This is a genomic window from Paenibacillus sophorae, from assembly GCF_018966525.1.
In the GTDB taxonomy this organism is placed as follows: Bacteria; Bacillota; Bacilli; order Paenibacillales; family Paenibacillaceae; genus Paenibacillus_AQ; species Paenibacillus_AQ sophorae.
In genome coordinates this window covers 1971070-1985088 of record NZ_CP076607.1, presented here as the reverse complement: position 1 = coordinate 1985088, position 14019 = coordinate 1971070, and the positions used below count along the sequence as shown (strand labels likewise).

The 14019-nt window shown below is 51.5% G+C and carries 16 protein-coding genes and 2 tRNA genes; 4 read left to right on the top strand and 14 right to left on the bottom strand.

Translation table 11 applies throughout. The features are described from left to right. Window positions 1–5: 5 nt before the first annotated feature. The 9 genes from ald to KP014_RS09230 all read right to left on the bottom strand — a co-directional run bounded on the left by ald (window position 6) and on the right by KP014_RS09230 (window position 7433). Entirely contained in the window at window positions 6–1139 is a 1134-nt protein-coding gene (ald, locus tag KP014_RS09270; protein ID WP_090834027.1) for an alanine dehydrogenase, read from the bottom strand. Between the two features lie 168 nt (window positions 1140–1307). Further along, window positions 1308–2507 (bottom strand): ABC transporter substrate-binding protein, encoded by a 1200-nt coding sequence (locus tag KP014_RS09265; RefSeq protein ID WP_036593161.1) that lies wholly within the window; start codon window positions 2505–2507, stop codon window positions 1308–1310. 71 nt (window positions 2508–2578) lie between these two features. Beyond that, window positions 2579–3280, bottom strand: a complete 702-nt coding sequence (locus KP014_RS09260) for an ABC transporter ATP-binding protein (RefSeq protein WP_036593159.1) — start codon at window positions 3278–3280, stop codon at window positions 2579–2581. A 5-nt stretch (window positions 3281–3285) separates the two neighbouring features. Beyond that, window positions 3286–4068 (bottom strand): ABC transporter ATP-binding protein, encoded by a 783-nt coding sequence (locus tag KP014_RS09255; RefSeq protein WP_036593158.1) that lies wholly within the window; start codon window positions 4066–4068, stop codon window positions 3286–3288. Continuing rightward, window positions 4037–4996, bottom strand: coding sequence for a branched-chain amino acid ABC transporter permease (locus tag KP014_RS09250; protein WP_036593165.1), 960 nt, complete (start codon window positions 4994–4996; stop codon window positions 4037–4039). Before KP014_RS09250 ends, KP014_RS09255 begins: the two co-directional genes overlap by 32 nt. A gap of 21 nt (window positions 4997–5017) precedes the next feature. Further along, window positions 5018–5923, bottom strand: coding sequence for a branched-chain amino acid ABC transporter permease (locus KP014_RS09245; protein WP_090834053.1), 906 nt, complete (start codon window positions 5921–5923; stop codon window positions 5018–5020). Between the two features lie 535 nt (window positions 5924–6458). After that, a tRNA-Ser gene (locus KP014_RS09240) sits at window positions 6459–6550 on the bottom strand. A gap of 7 nt (window positions 6551–6557) precedes the next feature. Then, window positions 6558–6633 (bottom strand) — tRNA-Asn (locus KP014_RS09235). 44 nt (window positions 6634–6677) lie between these two features. After that, complete coding sequence (locus tag KP014_RS09230; protein ID WP_090834028.1) at window positions 6678–7433, bottom strand: MBL fold metallo-hydrolase; 756 nt, start codon at window positions 7431–7433, stop codon at window positions 6678–6680. Window positions 7434–7563: 130 nt separating this feature from the next. Between KP014_RS09230 and KP014_RS09225 the strand changes: the two genes are divergently transcribed. Next, a complete protein-coding gene (locus KP014_RS09225; protein ID WP_036591313.1) occupies window positions 7564–7992 on the top strand; it encodes an Lrp/AsnC family transcriptional regulator in 429 nt (142 codons plus the stop codon). A 44-nt stretch (window positions 7993–8036) separates the two neighbouring features. Here KP014_RS09225 and KP014_RS09220 read toward each other — a convergent pair whose 3' ends face one another. Further along, window positions 8037–8525, bottom strand: a complete 489-nt coding sequence (locus KP014_RS09220) for a SprT family protein (RefSeq protein ID WP_090834054.1) — start codon at window positions 8523–8525, stop codon at window positions 8037–8039. 126 nt (window positions 8526–8651) lie between these two features. Here KP014_RS09220 and KP014_RS09215 point away from each other — a divergent pair, with 126 nt between their 5' ends. Both KP014_RS09215 and cmpA read left to right on the top strand, forming a co-directional pair. Beyond that, window positions 8652–9011, top strand: coding sequence for a hypothetical protein (locus tag KP014_RS09215; RefSeq protein ID WP_036591318.1), 360 nt, complete (start codon window positions 8652–8654; stop codon window positions 9009–9011). A 152-nt stretch (window positions 9012–9163) separates the two neighbouring features. Beyond that, window positions 9164–9280 (top strand): cortex morphogenetic protein CmpA, encoded by a 117-nt coding sequence (gene cmpA, locus KP014_RS09210; RefSeq protein ID WP_090834029.1) that lies wholly within the window; start codon window positions 9164–9166, stop codon window positions 9278–9280. A 134-nt stretch (window positions 9281–9414) separates the two neighbouring features. Here the strand turns inward: cmpA and KP014_RS09205 are convergent, their stop codons facing one another. Both KP014_RS09205 and KP014_RS09200 read right to left on the bottom strand, forming a co-directional pair. Next, window positions 9415–9582, bottom strand: coding sequence for a hypothetical protein (locus KP014_RS09205; RefSeq protein WP_175491828.1), 168 nt, complete (start codon window positions 9580–9582; stop codon window positions 9415–9417). Between the two features lie 186 nt (window positions 9583–9768). Then, window positions 9769–10263 carry a DinB family protein gene (locus KP014_RS09200; RefSeq protein ID WP_036591320.1) on the bottom strand — a complete coding sequence of 165 codons (495 nt, stop codon included), beginning with the start codon at window positions 10261–10263 and terminating at the stop codon, window positions 9769–9771. Window positions 10264–10410: 147 nt separating this feature from the next. Between KP014_RS09200 and KP014_RS09195 the strand changes: the two genes are divergently transcribed. After that, window positions 10411–10962, top strand: a complete 552-nt coding sequence (locus tag KP014_RS09195; protein WP_036591321.1) for a CGNR zinc finger domain-containing protein — start codon at window positions 10411–10413, stop codon at window positions 10960–10962. A gap of 90 nt (window positions 10963–11052) precedes the next feature. Here the strand turns inward: KP014_RS09195 and KP014_RS09190 are convergent, their stop codons facing one another. Both KP014_RS09190 and pfkB read right to left on the bottom strand, forming a co-directional pair. Beyond that, window positions 11053–13038 carry a PTS fructose transporter subunit IIABC gene (locus KP014_RS09190; RefSeq protein WP_090834030.1) on the bottom strand — a complete coding sequence of 662 codons (1986 nt, stop codon included), beginning with the start codon at window positions 13036–13038 and terminating at the stop codon, window positions 11053–11055. Window positions 13039–13104: 66 nt separating this feature from the next. Beyond that, window positions 13105–14016, bottom strand: a complete 912-nt coding sequence (pfkB, locus tag KP014_RS09185; RefSeq protein WP_036600675.1) for a 1-phosphofructokinase — start codon at window positions 14014–14016, stop codon at window positions 13105–13107. Window positions 14017–14019 lie beyond the last annotated feature (3 nt).

Here is a 14019-nt window from a genome sequence, read left to right as displayed (position 1 = left end):
ACGCTCTAAACGAGTCCTGTTTCCTTCAAAGCTTCCAGCCCGTCCATAAACGCATAGCCCAAGCTTTGGGCCACGGCTTGGTTGGTAACATGTCCAGCCGCTACATTAATTCCGCGGGCGAGCGAGATATTGCCCGTCGCTGCTTCAGACATGCCGAAATTCGCAATTTGCAGCGCATATGGAATCGTCACATTTGTCAGCGCCAGCGTCGAGGTGCGGGCAACCGCTCCCGGCATATTGGCTACCGCATAATGGACAACCCCATGCTTGATATAGGTCGGATTCTCGTGGGTGGTAATCCGGTCGATAGTCTCTATCGAGCCTCCCTGGTCGATGGCCACGTCGACGATAACCGAACCCTCGGTCATCTGTTGAACCATATATTCCTTGACCAGCTTCGGCGCGCGGGCGCCCGGAATGAGTACGGCGCCAATCAGCAAATCCGCTTTGCGGACCGCCTCCTCAATATGATAGGAATCCGACATAATGGTCATCAGCCGGCCGCCGAAAATATCGTCCAGTTCCCGCAGCCGGTTTGCGTTTAAGTCGAGAATGGTGACCCTCGCGCCCATGCCGATAGCGACCTTTGCCGCATTGGTTCCGACAACGCCGCCGCCAATGATAACGACTTCGGCGGGCTTGACGCCGGGAACGCCGCCCAGCAGAATCCCCTTGCCGCCGTGCGGCTTCTCGAGCAGCCCAGCGCCGATCTGAACGGCCATCCGCCCCGCTACTTCGCTCATTGGCGTAAGCAACGGCAGCGAGCCGTCGTCAAGCTGAATCGTCTCGTAGCCTACGGCGACAACGCCGCTGTCCGCTAATGCCTTCGTAAGACCCGCTTCGGGAGCAAGATGGAGATATGTGAACAGGATTAGATTCTGGCGGAAGAAGCCATACTCTTCCGCCAGAGGTTCCTTCACCTTGATCACCATCTCCGCTTTAGACCACACCTCCGAAGCGGATGACAGAATTTCAGCGCCTTTGTCCCGGTATTCCGAATCCTCGAATCCACTGCCTTTACCGGCGGAAGTCTCAATCAGCACGGTATGACCTGCCTTTTTAAGCGCTTCGACACCGGCCGGCGTGATGCCCACACGGTTTTCGTTATTCTTGATTTCTTTCGGTATGCCGACAATCATGCTTATTCCTCCTTCTCGTATATGGCAAGATAGCAGGATAGCCGCCCCATTGATAAATGGAGCGGCATCCCAAGCGGCCAAGCGATATTTGGAAGTAAATTGTCTGTTGCGAAAGATGGATCAAATCAAACTTGCCGTTATCCTTAGCGCTGTGATGTTTCTTTTGGCTTACGGATTAACCTTGGTTTCGAAAGTTTGCTTGCCGCCCACGAATTTCAGTACGACAGCCGCTTTAACCGGGTCATGCGTTTCGTTCAACGTAATTTTGCCGGTAGCCAGTTGGAGATCCTTGGTCGCTGCCAAGGCGTCTTTAATCTTGGCTGCATCGGCTGCTCCTGCGCGGGAAATAGCGTCGGCTACCAGTTTGACAGCGTCATAGCCAAGGGCTGCCATGCCGTCCGGTACTGCGCCGCCGTTGGCGGCTTTATATGCGTCAACGAAAGTTGTAACTTCAGGAGCAGTATCTTCCGGCGAATAGTGATTGGACATGAAGGTGTTGTCCAGAGCCGCTGCGCCTGCGATTTCAGCCAGCTGTGGAGAATCCCAGCCGTCGCCGCCCAGGAACGGAACCGTAATGCCCATTTCGCGTGCTTGTTTCAGGATTTTGCCGACCTCTTCATAGTAGCCAGGCAGATAGATAACATCCGGATTGGCTGCCTTGATGCGAGTCAATACAGCTTTGAAATCGGAGTCTTTTTGTTGGTAAGACTCTTGGCTCAGGATTTGTCCGCCATTCTTCTTAAAGGTTTCTTCGAAGAACTTCTGCAGACCTTTCGAGTAATCACTGGAAGTATCCGTGTAGATAACAGCCGTTTTGGCTTTCAGCGAGTTGGTTGCAAAGTTAGCCATAACCTGTCCTTGGAAAGGATCGATAAAGGCTGCGCGGAACACCCATTCGTTCACTTTGTTTGTGCGCTCGTCAACAGTAACTTTAGGGTTGGTAGCGCCAACGGCTACGAGTGGAATTTGTTTTTCCGTAGCAACCGGAACGATACCCAGAGTGTTGGTGGAAGTCGATGCACCGATAATGGTAACAACCTTGTCGTCAGTGATCAGTTTTTGAGCAGCTTGAGTTGCTTCCTCGGATTTCGAAGCGTTATCGGCTACAACCAGCTCCAGCTTCTTGCCAAGCACGCCGCCAGCATCGTTAATTTGCTGAACAGCCAGCTTCGCGCCTTTCGATGCGGAGTCGCCAAAGGAGGCTTGGCCGCCTGTGAGCTCAAGGTCAGCTCCGATTTTGATAGTGTCTCCGGCAGAGTTGCTGCCGCTTGCGGAATTTCCGCTGTTCTCTGTGTTGTTGCTGCCGCAGCCTGCTGCCAATACGGCAGTCAGCACTGTCGACAAAATAATGGCCCCGATTTTCTTCATTGTTCTCCCAGCCTCCCAGATAATTTAATTTATATGTTGGTTCTGTGATGCCATGATTATAGCTAACTGCGTTAGTGCCCAAGATAAGCCATTTTGATTTCTTCGGAATCCGCCAATTCCTTGGCGTCTCCTTCCAGCACGACTCTGCCGGTTTCCAATACATATGCGCGGTGGGCGATTTTGAGTGCCTGATGCGCATTTTGTTCAACCAGCAGCACGGTCGTTCCGGCCGCGTTCACTTCCTGAATAATCTTGAAAATATCCTGCACCAGAAGCGGGGCGAGGCCCATGGACGGTTCATCCAGCAGAAGCAGCTTCGGATGTCCCATAATAGCGCGCCCCATGGCGAGCATTTGCTGTTCGCCGCCGGACAGTGTTCCGGCCTGCTGCTTCTTGCGTTCCCGAAGTCTCGGGAATGTATTGTAGACTTTCTCGAAGTCGGCTGCCAAATTGCTGGAATCCTGCAAATAAGCGCCAAGCTCCAGATTTTCCTCTACAGACATATTGGCAAACACGCGTCGTCCTTCGGGGCAATGAATCAGCCCCTGCTTGACGATCGCCTGAACGCTCTGGTTCGTAATGGATTTATCCAAAAAATCAATGCTTCCCGTCTTCGGCTTAAGCAATCCCGAAAGCGTCTTGAGAAGCGTCGACTTGCCGGCGCCGTTGGCTCCGATCAGCGTAACGATCTCTCCCTGATTGACGCTGATGCTGAGGTCTTTCAGAGCGTGAATGGCTCCGTAGTAAACGTTGATTCCCTGTACTTTAAGCATAGCCTTTACGCCTCCTGTCCCAAATACGCTTCGATAACCTTCGGATTGCTCCGGATTTCGGACGGCGTACCGTTTGCGATGAGCATTCCGCGGTCGAGTACATAAATCCGGTCGCAGACTCCCATAACAAGCGACATATCGTGCTCGATCAGAAGAATCGTAAGGTCAAACTCCTTGCGGATCCAGGCAATGAGATTCATCAAATCGCGCGTCTCGTTCGGATTCATACCGGCCGCCGGCTCGTCGAGCAGCAGCAGCTTCGGTCCGGCCGCAAGCGCCCGCGCGATTTCAAGGCGCCGCTGGTTGCCATAGCTGAGATTGCCGGCAAGCTCTTCGCTTTGATCATCGAGATTGAATATTTTCAGAATATCTATCGCCTTCTGCGTAATTTCGCCCTCCCCATTGAAATGCTTCGGCAGGCGAAGCATAGAGGTGAACATGGAGTGCTTGGCATGCTGGTGAAAGGCAATTTTGACGTTATCCAGCACTGTCATAGCCGTAAACAGGCGGATGTTCTGAAAGGTACGTGCTGCTCCCTTGTGATTGATCTTGTATGGTTTCATGCCGCCGACCGACTCATTGTTAAGGATAATACTGCCCGTAGAGGGCGGGTAAACACCGGTCAGCAGATTGAACAGCGTTGTTTTGCCGGCGCCGTTCGGTCCGATCAGACCGATCAACTCGCCTTTATTGATATGAAGAGAAACCTCGCTGAGCGCCTTTAGTCCCCCGAAGGAACGGCTGGCTTCCTTAACATCAAGAAGCACTGCTGTCGCCGATGCCGCCATTTGCCTTCGCCTCCTTTTTGCCGAACTTCTTGAGAGAGAATTTCGTGCTTCCAAGCAGACCGCCTGGACGGAAAATCATCATCAGAATCAGAACGATCGAATAAATAATCATACGCCATTCCGGGAAATCCCGAAGGTAAGTATACAGAAGGGTGACGAATACAGCGCCGACGATCGAACCGGCCGTGCTGCCGAGCCCTCCGAGAACGACCATAACGAGAATCTCGAACGACTTCAGGAAGTTGAAGCTGCCCGGAGTGATGACGTAGAAGGTATGAGCCGACAGACCTCCAGCCATCCCGGCGAACAGAGCGCCGAGCGTAAAGGCAATAACCTTGTACAGCGTCGTGTTGATACCCATGGCTTCCGCCGCGATTTCGTTCTCGCGGATGGCGAGACAAGCCCGGCCGTGTGTGGAGCGGATAAAGTTATTAATCAGTACAATTGTAATTAACATAAAGAAGAACATGATCGTCCATGTCGACTTTGCCGGAATACCGCTGAGGCCCGAAGCGCCGCCGACGTATTCCGTGTTGAGCATGATAATCCGGATAATTTCGCCGAATCCGAGTGTTGCGATCGCCAAATAGTCGCCGTTCAGACGCAGCGTCGGCATCCCAATCAGCACGCCGCATATTGCAGCCACTACTCCGCCCGCGATAATGGCGAGAATAAACGGAGCGTTATGGTCAAGCGTCAGAATCGCCGATGTATAGGCGCCGACAGACATAAAACCGGCGTGGCCGATTGAAAACTGCCCGGTGATGCCGTTAATCAGGTTAAGCGATACTGCCAACATAACGTTGACGCAGATCAGAAGGAGCATTGATCTTTGAACATCATCCAAAACTCCCGTTGTTAGCAGAACTTGCACGACCCCATATAAGACCAGGGCAGTGATAATGCCCAGCCAGAATTTTTTGTTCATCTTTTTCACACCGTTTCCCTCCTACACTTTCTCCCGGACATTCTTGCCGAACAGCCCGGATGGTTTAAAGATAAGGATCAGGATCAGTACGGCAAAGGCTACGCCGTCACGCCAGGAGGAATATCCGAGCGAGGAAATTTCCGTCTCTACCGTTCCTAGCAGCAGGCCGCCTACAAGCGCACCCGGAATGCTTCCGATGCCTCCAAGCACTGCGGCGACGAAAGCTTTCAGTCCTGGCATAACGCCCATCAGCGGATCAACAGAGTTGTAAGTCATGCCGAAAATTACGCCGGCTGCTGCCGCAAGCGCCGAGCCGATGGCGAAGGTTGCCGAAATGGTACGGTCTACATTGATCCCCATCAAACGCGCCGCTTCCATATCGAACGATACCGCCCGCATCGCTTTACCGGTCTTGGTATAACGTACGATGTATTGCAAAATAATCATCAGAATAATCGTCGTAACCAAAATCATAACCTGGTTCGATTCCACCTGGATGGAAGTCCCGAACAATTGGTACTGCTTCTTAGCCATAATGTCAGGGAAACCTTGAGCTTGCGGCCCAAGCACGAGCACCCCGGTATATTCCAGCAAAAAGGATACGCCGATTGCCGTAATCAGCGCAGCAATCCGTGTGGATTTACGCAGCGGCTTATAGGCCAAACGTTCAATTGTGATGCCAAGCAGCGCACTGACCGTCATGGAAAAAATCAGAGATATTATAAGAACCAAAACCGGAGGGAGACCCGCCGATGCCAGATATCTGGCACTGAACAGTCCAATAAACGAACCAACCATAAACACATCCCCATGTGCAAAGTTGATCAGCTTGATGATCCCGTAAACCATGGTATAACCCAAGGCGATCAGCGCATAAATGCTGCCTACGGAAATTCCGTTAATTAACTGTTGAATAAAATACTCCATCGCCATCCCCTTTTCCCTTTTTCATCGTCAAACCCTCTTCTCTCTTTCATTCTTTTCTTTTTAATGATGTTACCTATATTAACATATGTCCTTTTTTTCGTCACTAAGATTTTGAGGGGTTCCAAGAAATTTCGAATTTCGGCGTTACAATTACTAACCTAATAGGTAATAACTAAGTTATATAATGTAACAAAAGATTAGAAAAACAGAGGAATATCGCGTAAAACAAAGAAAAACGAAGGCGTCGATATGTGGAATTTATTCCCTGAGTAAATGCAAAGCTTTATTATGTAGCATTTAATATAACATTCTTCACTTTAATGCATCATTCCTTCAAATAAATAAAGAGTTAATGCATCATATTTCTTCAATTAGTGCTCATAAATCTGGCCGTCGTTTTGCCCTTAAGCCGAAAGCTGACATATATCCAACATTAAAAAAGCCCCCTTGCGGGAGCTACCTCTTCTAATTAGATAGATCGTTATAGATAAATCGTTGAGATTAAAAAATTCAGCCGCACAATTCGGAAGAAATGTGGCGGAGAGAGAGGGATTCGAACCCTCGCACCGCTTACGCAGTCTAACCCCTTAGCAGAGGGTCCCCTTATAGCCACTTGGGTATCTCTCCAAGAAAATGGCTCCCCGAACAGGACTCGAACCTGTGACAACTCGATTAACAGTCGAGTGCTCTACCAACTGAGCTATCAGGGAACATTTTGATGTGAACAAGAAATAATTTATCATGATTTCATCCCTCAGTCAAGCGCAGGAAACTCCCCGTCCGATGGAATGAGCACCCTGCCGAGTAATCCTTTATCTTCAAGCCGTTCCCGCAGTTTATCCCTTGTCAGATGGCAGTGGTTGATCGTATCCATATGGACGGCTACCACTTTCGTCTTGGGAGCATGCACGCACAGCCTTGATATATCTTCATCGTTCATCGTAATGGGGCATCCGGTAACAAACCGCGCTTCCCCCGCATTGATCACCACCGTTTCCGGCTGATACCGGTCTAGTGTTTCCTGCACCTCTTCACACCAGATCGTATCTCCGGCAATATAGAGCACGGGCTCATCAGGCGCTTGGAGTATAAAGCCGGACACCGGTCCCATCAGCCGCCCGATCTCTCCGGTACCATGTCTGCCTCTTGTACGGATTAACCGGACTCCACGGAATTCCGCCTGCTCTTGGATTGGAGTAACCGCTGTAAAGCCTTGGCCGCCGATCCGATCCCCGTCCTCTATCTGGCTAAATAGCGGAATATCCTTTGGAAGCAAGGAAACGGCAGCATCGTCCCAGTGGTCATTGTGAAAATGGGTTACAATTACGGCATCCGGCTTAAGCCACCTGTTCACTGGACCGGGAAGACCAACGAGCGGATTCCGCCGTTCATTGCCGCTGTTCACAATCGGCGGATAGGCTCCGGGCTCACCGAGCATCGGATCGATCAAAAAGACGGAACCGCCGTACTCCAGCCAAAGAGCCGCATGTCTTATTAATTGAAGCTTCATATGGATGCACTCCTTCTTTTTCATGAGTTCTGCTACAATTAAGTATAATTTTCCTCATGGGTTGGAGTACATAATGCGGTGAAAGGATTACAGCGTATCTATTTTCATTCGGAAAGGAACTCACCTAAAGATGAGCCAAGCGCTTATAGACGAGATCGATCTGCTCATTCTGCGGCAGCTGATACACGACTCCACACTCAGCCATAAGGAGATTGGCCGTACGGTTCATATGACGGGGCAGGCTGTGGGGGCGCGTATTCGCAGGCTGCGGGAACTGGGCGTAATTACGGGTTATTCGATTGGCTGGGATCCGGAAAAGCTGGGACTTCACGTGCACGCCTTGATCACGGTATTTCTGAATTCAGGCGGCGCCCACCAGACATTCCTGCAGTTCGTTGCATCCGAGGAGGAGATTGAAGAGGCTTACCGCGTCAGCGGCGAGGGCTGTTATTGGATGCGGGCACGCACGCAAAGCCCGGAACGGTTGAACGCGCTGCTCGACCGCCTGCTAAAGTACGGTAACTATAAAGTGAGCCTCGCTATCGGCCAGGTAAAATAGGCAGCGGATTTTATGTTCATTAAAAAAAGCGCCTACTCCCTGCCCTATCGCTTCGCTTTAGGCTCTGCCCCCTCGATCACCGCAAGCTTCAGCGGACCGGCGCATTTCCCGCAGCGGTAGCGCTGCGGATTCACCTTGCGCTTGCGCAGATACTCCGCGCTGCACTGCGTGCAAATGAGCTTATAGCGGTAAGGCATCGGCCTCCGCGCTTTCGCTCCGGGAAGGTTCTGGCAGTACCGGCTGCCTCCTACGCGGGCGAGCAGCGTTTTAAAGTCGGCGTCCCGGTGACGGTACCCTCTTTTTGCCAGATGGAGATGGTAGTGACAGAGCTCATGCTTGATAATTTTCTCCGTTTCCTCGGGCCCGTACGCCGCTAGCTGGTGGGGATTAATCTCTATGTTATGGGTTTTCATAAAATAACGTCCGCCCGTAGAGGACAGCCTGCTGTTAAAAGACGCTTTATGGCGAAAGGGCAATCCGAAGCTTTCCCGCGACACCCGCTCAATCCAGCGCTGCAGTTCTTCGTTGGTCATGCTCATCATTTTGGCTGGCTCCGTTCTTTAACGCGCGCTCGGCGCTTGCTGCATTCTGTACTTGAATTGTAACTTGCGCATACGCTACACTTCAAGAAGGAAGACAAGGACGGAGGGAGAATGACTATGCCGAAAATGCGGTATGTAATTTTGCAGCAAAATCAGGAGCTTCAATTTGTGGAAATGCCGGAGGACTATGCGTATCAGCTCAGCGCGCTCAATCTTAGATTGAATAAAGAGATCGACAAGCTGACGGCCGAGAACGTGCCCGATTTGCCGCTTGCGGTGGCCGAATGCGACTCCCTGGAGCTGCTGCGCGAGCAGTATTTATTAGAGTCCGGGCTCGATTATATCAATCGGCTGGAGCGGGCTTTCGCAGCCATTCAAGAACAGAACTATCCGCTCGTCTCCCTGCTGACGGAAATCCGGGCGCTTCAGGCGCAGCTTGAGCAATGGTATGAAGAGGAAGAAGAACGGGCACAGTAAGATCCGCATGCAAGCAGAAACACCTGTGGCGTCTTGTCTTGAAAAAACTTCCCGGCAGCGGCGGTATTCATATCCATCTTCAGCTTATGGCGCACCATCGCCTATCTCTGCACATATGCTAATCTACGCAAGCACGCAGAGGAGGGATTCCCTTGCCGCAATGGCTCAGCCATCAGCTCATGAAAGCCTATTACAAAAAGGACCGGAGACAGATCAAGCTGCTGAACGAATGCTGGTTCTTCTACCGGGATTCCGCAGTAAAGCGTTAGGCCATAGTCTGGTTTGACGCCCCGGGTCCAATAGCCGTTACCGGTTTGCCGCCTCGGCAAGCCTTAGGAATACCTTACAATCAGAATCCATCTCCTTCCCGAAGGGATGGATTTTGTTGTGTTCTATGAAGAAGTCAGAACTTTGGAAACAGATATATGACCAAGAAATACAGGAATCCCAAGAAAATAATAAAGTATGCGGCATACTCAATAAAGGCGGAGGCGATAAGGCTGGAGTCTGCTTTTTTGTGCGTCTCCAGATGTTCCGCTTCCACACTGCTGTCTTGGTAACGCGGGTCCATGATCGATCACTCCTTTTCTTTTTAGCCTTCATTACCCGGAGATATTTAAATTTGAAACAAACAGCCGCACCCCGCTGTTCCCGGCTGCTGCCTGAAGCGGAAGTGCGGCATAAAGGACAGAATACCCGAATAGCTGCCAAAAAAGCGGAAGCATACCGTGATTACAAGGCAAGCCGACAAGCTTCTCTAATTAAAACTTCGTTTGGACGGCCAGGAGCCCTGCAGCTTACGAACCAACACAATTTGTCCCGTATGATAAGCATCATGCAGAATAAGGCTCATTACTTCTTCTCCGGGAGCATGCCCCGAACCGCCCCAATCATATGCGCCTTCCCCCAGCGCCTCAATAATTTCACGCAGGTCGGCATGGACTTTTTTGAGATGGGAAACCGCCTGCTCCCACGCTTCTTCACTGCTTTCCGTCACTGTAAATGTAGCGTCGTTGCTCTCCAAATCTGGTAGCTTAGGAAGGCCCTTCAGCTTCCGCAGCAGCCGATCCTTGTAATAAGTCAGATGATTGACCGTCTCCCAAATCGAGTTGGCGGCTTCTCCCTGCGGCTTCCAGAGAGTCTGCTCACTGCTCACCCCATCCAGCGCATCCTTCAGCGGCGGTGCCCAATCCTCCTGATCCATTGCATAATCCCAGTTTTGGAGCAGAACCTCACTAATTTTGTTTTGCATGTAAAGCTTCCTCCTTGTTTGTAACTATCTACAGACAGAACAATGGTTACAAAAGGACTGTACCATACTAAGCAGGCAGAATACAAGTAACTAGCAAAACTTATTTTTAACTGTTACAATGTAGTCGTATGAAAGGAAGGATCGATTATGCTGTGGGATGATTTTATTAACAGCTACTGGCGGGATTGGCGAACGGGAGACAAGAGCAAAGACAGGGACCGTCTGGAAGATCCTCATTGGATAGAGCCTTGGCTCTCCGCACACGGACTGCCCGCTCTGCCTATGCCGGACTGCGGGCAATTGCAGGAACTTAAGAAGCTGCGCGGCTATCTTTTTGATACAGTCCGGGAGGTAGTGGAGGGCAAAGAGCCTGTCGGTCTGCCGGAGCAATTGAACCATTATATGGCGGCCGGTCCCGTAATGAGGCAGGCGGTAAGAGACGATGAGGGACGGGTTAAAATGTCGCTGCTGCCGCTGCGGGCAGACTGGGAACAGGTGATGGCGGAGATCGCCGCTTCTTTCGCCTCTGCCCTGGCGGAAAAAGAGCAGTCGCGATTTCGCATCTGCGATAATCCCGACTGTCTCTGGGTCTATTATGACGATACGCGCAACCGCTCCAAGCGCTACTGTGACGATAAAGCCTGCGGCAATCTAATGAAGGTCCGCCGTTTCCGGGCCCGGAAGAAAGCTGAAAAGTGAGCGGCTTCAGCGGGGCAATAATATAAAAGAACGACCCGGGAGATCCGGGCCGTTCTTTTATTATGAGGCTATTATTTTTTCAGTCCTATATTAAACGATAGAACGTTTGGCACTTACTTCGATCTGCTTCTCTGCGTCTACAAGCGGCTTCTTCCACACTCCGAATACCAGAGCGGAGATTACCGCGCCGATGGCAACCGCCAGCAGGAACAGCAGTGCATGGTTTGCGAGTGCGGCTACGAAGATGCCGCCGTGCGGAGCCGGAATATTAATTTTCCAAAATTGGGTCAATCCCCCGGCAACAGCCGAACCCAGGATACAGGAAGTCAGGACACGCATCGGGTCGGCAGCCGCAAACGGAATTGCGCCTTCGGTGATGAAGGATAGGCCAAGCACATAGTTCGTTATGCCGGATTTCCGTTCATCTTCCGTGAATTTATTCTTGAACAGTGTGGTAGCCAGTGCGATTGCAAGCGGAGGAACCATGCCGCCCGCCATAACAGCCGCCATCATCGCACCGTCGCCGGTGGATGTGAAGACGCCAATGGCAAACGTATAAGCCGCTTTATTGAAGGGACCGCCCATGTCAATCGCCATCATGCCGCCAAGGACAAGTCCCAGCAGAACGGCGTTGCCGGTTCCAAGATTGTTCAGAACGTCGATGAGACCCGTGTTGATCCAGCTAAAGAACGGATCGAACAGGTAGTACATAATAGCGCCGGTAACAAGCAGACCGAATACAGGATACAGCAGAATCGGTTTCAGACCGTCAAGCGTCTTGGGGATGCCTGCAAACACCTTGCGCAATCCGATAACAACATAACCGGCCAGGAAACCGGCGGCAAGACCGCCAAGGAAACCGGCATTGGAGCTCGCCGCCATAAAGCCGCCGACAATACCCGGCATCAATGCAGGACGGTCACCGATGCTCATTGCAATGAAACCAGCCAGGATCGGAATCAGGAAGTGGAATGCTCCGTCACCGCCGCCAATGGTTTGCAGAAGCTTAACAATCGGATTATCTACACTTGCAATCTGCTCAAACAAGAAGGAAATTGCGAGTAAAATACCGCCGCCGACCACAAAGGGCAGCATATGGGAAATACCGTTCATCAAATCTTTATAGATTTTGCTACCGATGCTGGTCTTGCCCGCAGACGGCGCATCCGAAGCGGCTTTGCCTTGGCTGTGGAAAATCGGAGCATCGCCGGCAGCCGCTTTGCTAATCAGTTCTTCCGGCTTGCGGATGCCGTCGCTTACCGGTCTTTGCAGCAGTGGCTTGCCGTCGAAACGGGCCATTTCTACCTGCTTGTCAGCCGCAACGATAACACCGCTCGCCCGGCGGATTTCATCGGGAGTCAGCACATTCTTTGCACCCTCGGAACCGTTGGTTTCGACGCGGATATTAATTCCCATCTCTTTGGCTTTCTTCTTAAGGGCATCTTCAGCCATAAAAGTGTGGGCAATGCCTGTCGGACACGCGGTAACGGCGACTACAAACGCTTCCATATTGCTTGGATTGCCGACGATCATTCCGCTTGTGGACGATTGCTCGGCTTTCGCTTTTGCTTCTTCTTCCTGTTTGGCTTTTGCCTCTTCCGCCTTTTTGGCCGCTTCTTGCTCCTCCTGTTTGGCGTCGAAGAGTGCCGTTACTTCATCCGGCGTCTGGGTATTCTTCAGTTTGTCGATGAATTCAACATCGATCAGCAGCCGGGAAAGGGCGGCAAGCGTACGCAGATGCGTATTAGCTGCGCCTTCCGGAGCGGCGATCATGAAGAATAGATGCGCCGGTTCTCCATCCAAGGATTCAAAATCTACGCCGCCGGCGCTTTTCGCAAATACAACCGTCGCTTCATTAACAGCTTTGGTCTTCGCATGAGGCATGGCAATCCCGCCGCCGATGCCCGTGCTGGACTCTTCTTCACGCTTCAGAATCATTTGCTTAAACAGCACCGGATCGTTAATCCGGCCGCTTGCGGAAAGGCTGGCAATCAATTCATCGATTGCCGCATCCTTGGTTGTGGCTTGCAAATCCATGACCATTGTCTGTTTGATCATCAGGTCTGTAATTCTCATGTAAGTTCAACTCCCCTTAAATTCATAAATGTGCATCACACGTCTTGTAAATGACTCTCCTACTAGCTACAGCTTACTGATCTTAACCTGCGGGCGCAGCCGCTCAATCTCCTCCTTCGTTGCCAGGTCATCGGAGAATGCAGTGGCGCTTCCTGAGGCAACTCCTGCACGAAATGCCTCAATCGGATCTCCCGTAAGAAATAGCGTGCCGACAAATCCGGCTATCATTGAATCGCCCGCGCCTACTGAATTTTTCACCGTCCCGGACGGCACGGTAGCGCGGTACACCTCATTTTCGGTAATGAGCAAAGCTCCTTCGCCAGCCATGGAAATCAGCACATGCTTCGCGCCTTCTTCCAGCAGCTTGCGGCCGTACGTAATGATCTCTTCCACAGAGTCAATCGTAACGCCGTACAATTCGGCCAGCTCGTGATGATTCGGCTTTACCACCAGCGGTTTATGAACCAGAGCTTTCATCAGAGCCTTGCCGGTAGTATCGATGACGAATTCCGCTCCGGACTGTCCACAGGCCTCGATAAGTTTCTGATAGAAATCCCCTCCAAGAGAAGGGGGCGCGCTTCCGGACAATATGACAATGTCGTTCTGCTGCAGATGGGACAATTTGTCCAGCAGCTGCTGCGCTTCTTCGTCACGGATAACAGGCCCAAGGCCGTTAATCTCCGTCTCGTCCCCGTGTTTGAGCTTGATGTTGATCCGGGTGTCATCCGCTACGAACACGAAATCGCTCTGGATCGAGTCTTCACGTAATTTGTCCGCGATATACCGGCCGGTGAACCCTCCTAGAAAGCCGAGAGCCGTATTTTCTACCCCCAGCTGGTCCAATACGCGGGAAACGTTAATCCCCTTGCCGCCAGGAAGCTTCAAATCCCGCTTCATCCGGTTCAAGTCGCCGAGCTTCAGGTCTTCAACCTCCACGATGTAATCGATGGAAGGGTTAAGCGTTACAGTATAGATCATATT

Bases quoted from the DNA above. Each gene is read 5' to 3' on its own strand.
- KP014_RS09205 (WP_175491828.1), bottom strand. From the start codon at position 9,582: ATGGACCCGCGTTACCAAGACAGCAGTGTGGAAGCGGAACATCTGGAG.
- KP014_RS09250 (WP_036593165.1), bottom strand. From the start codon at position 4,996: ATGAACAAAAAATTCTGGCTGGGCATTATCACTGCCCTGGTCTTATAT.
- KP014_RS09255 (WP_036593158.1), bottom strand. From the start codon at position 4,068: ATGGCGGCATCGGCGACAGCAGTGCTTCTTGATGTTAAGGAAGCCAGC.
- KP014_RS09265 (WP_036593161.1), bottom strand. From the start codon at position 2,507: ATGAAGAAAATCGGGGCCATTATTTTGTCGACAGTGCTGACTGCCGTA.
- KP014_RS09260 (WP_036593159.1), bottom strand. From the start codon at position 3,280: ATGCTTAAAGTACAGGGAATCAACGTTTACTACGGAGCCATTCACGCT.
- KP014_RS09190 (WP_090834030.1), bottom strand. From the start codon at position 13,038: ATGAGAATTACAGACCTGATGATCAAACAGACAATGGTCATGGATTTG.
- KP014_RS09220 (WP_090834054.1), bottom strand. From the start codon at position 8,525: ATGACCAACGAAGAACTGCAGCGCTGGATTGAGCGGGTGTCGCGGGAA.
- KP014_RS09245 (WP_090834053.1), bottom strand. From the start codon at position 5,923: ATGGAGTATTTTATTCAACAGTTAATTAACGGAATTTCCGTAGGCAGC.
- KP014_RS09225 (WP_036591313.1), top strand. From the start codon at position 7,564: ATGAGCCAAGCGCTTATAGACGAGATCGATCTGCTCATTCTGCGGCAG.
- KP014_RS09200 (WP_036591320.1), bottom strand. From the start codon at position 10,263: ATGCAAAACAAAATTAGTGAGGTTCTGCTCCAAAACTGGGATTATGCA.
- KP014_RS09215 (WP_036591318.1), top strand. From the start codon at position 8,652: ATGCCGAAAATGCGGTATGTAATTTTGCAGCAAAATCAGGAGCTTCAA.
- KP014_RS09195 (WP_036591321.1), top strand. From the start codon at position 10,411: ATGCTGTGGGATGATTTTATTAACAGCTACTGGCGGGATTGGCGAACG.
- ald (WP_090834027.1), bottom strand. From the start codon at position 1,139: ATGATTGTCGGCATACCGAAAGAAATCAAGAATAACGAAAACCGTGTG.
- KP014_RS09230 (WP_090834028.1), bottom strand. From the start codon at position 7,433: ATGAAGCTTCAATTAATAAGACATGCGGCTCTTTGGCTGGAGTACGGC.
- pfkB (WP_036600675.1), bottom strand. From the start codon at position 14,016: ATGATCTATACTGTAACGCTTAACCCTTCCATCGATTACATCGTGGAG.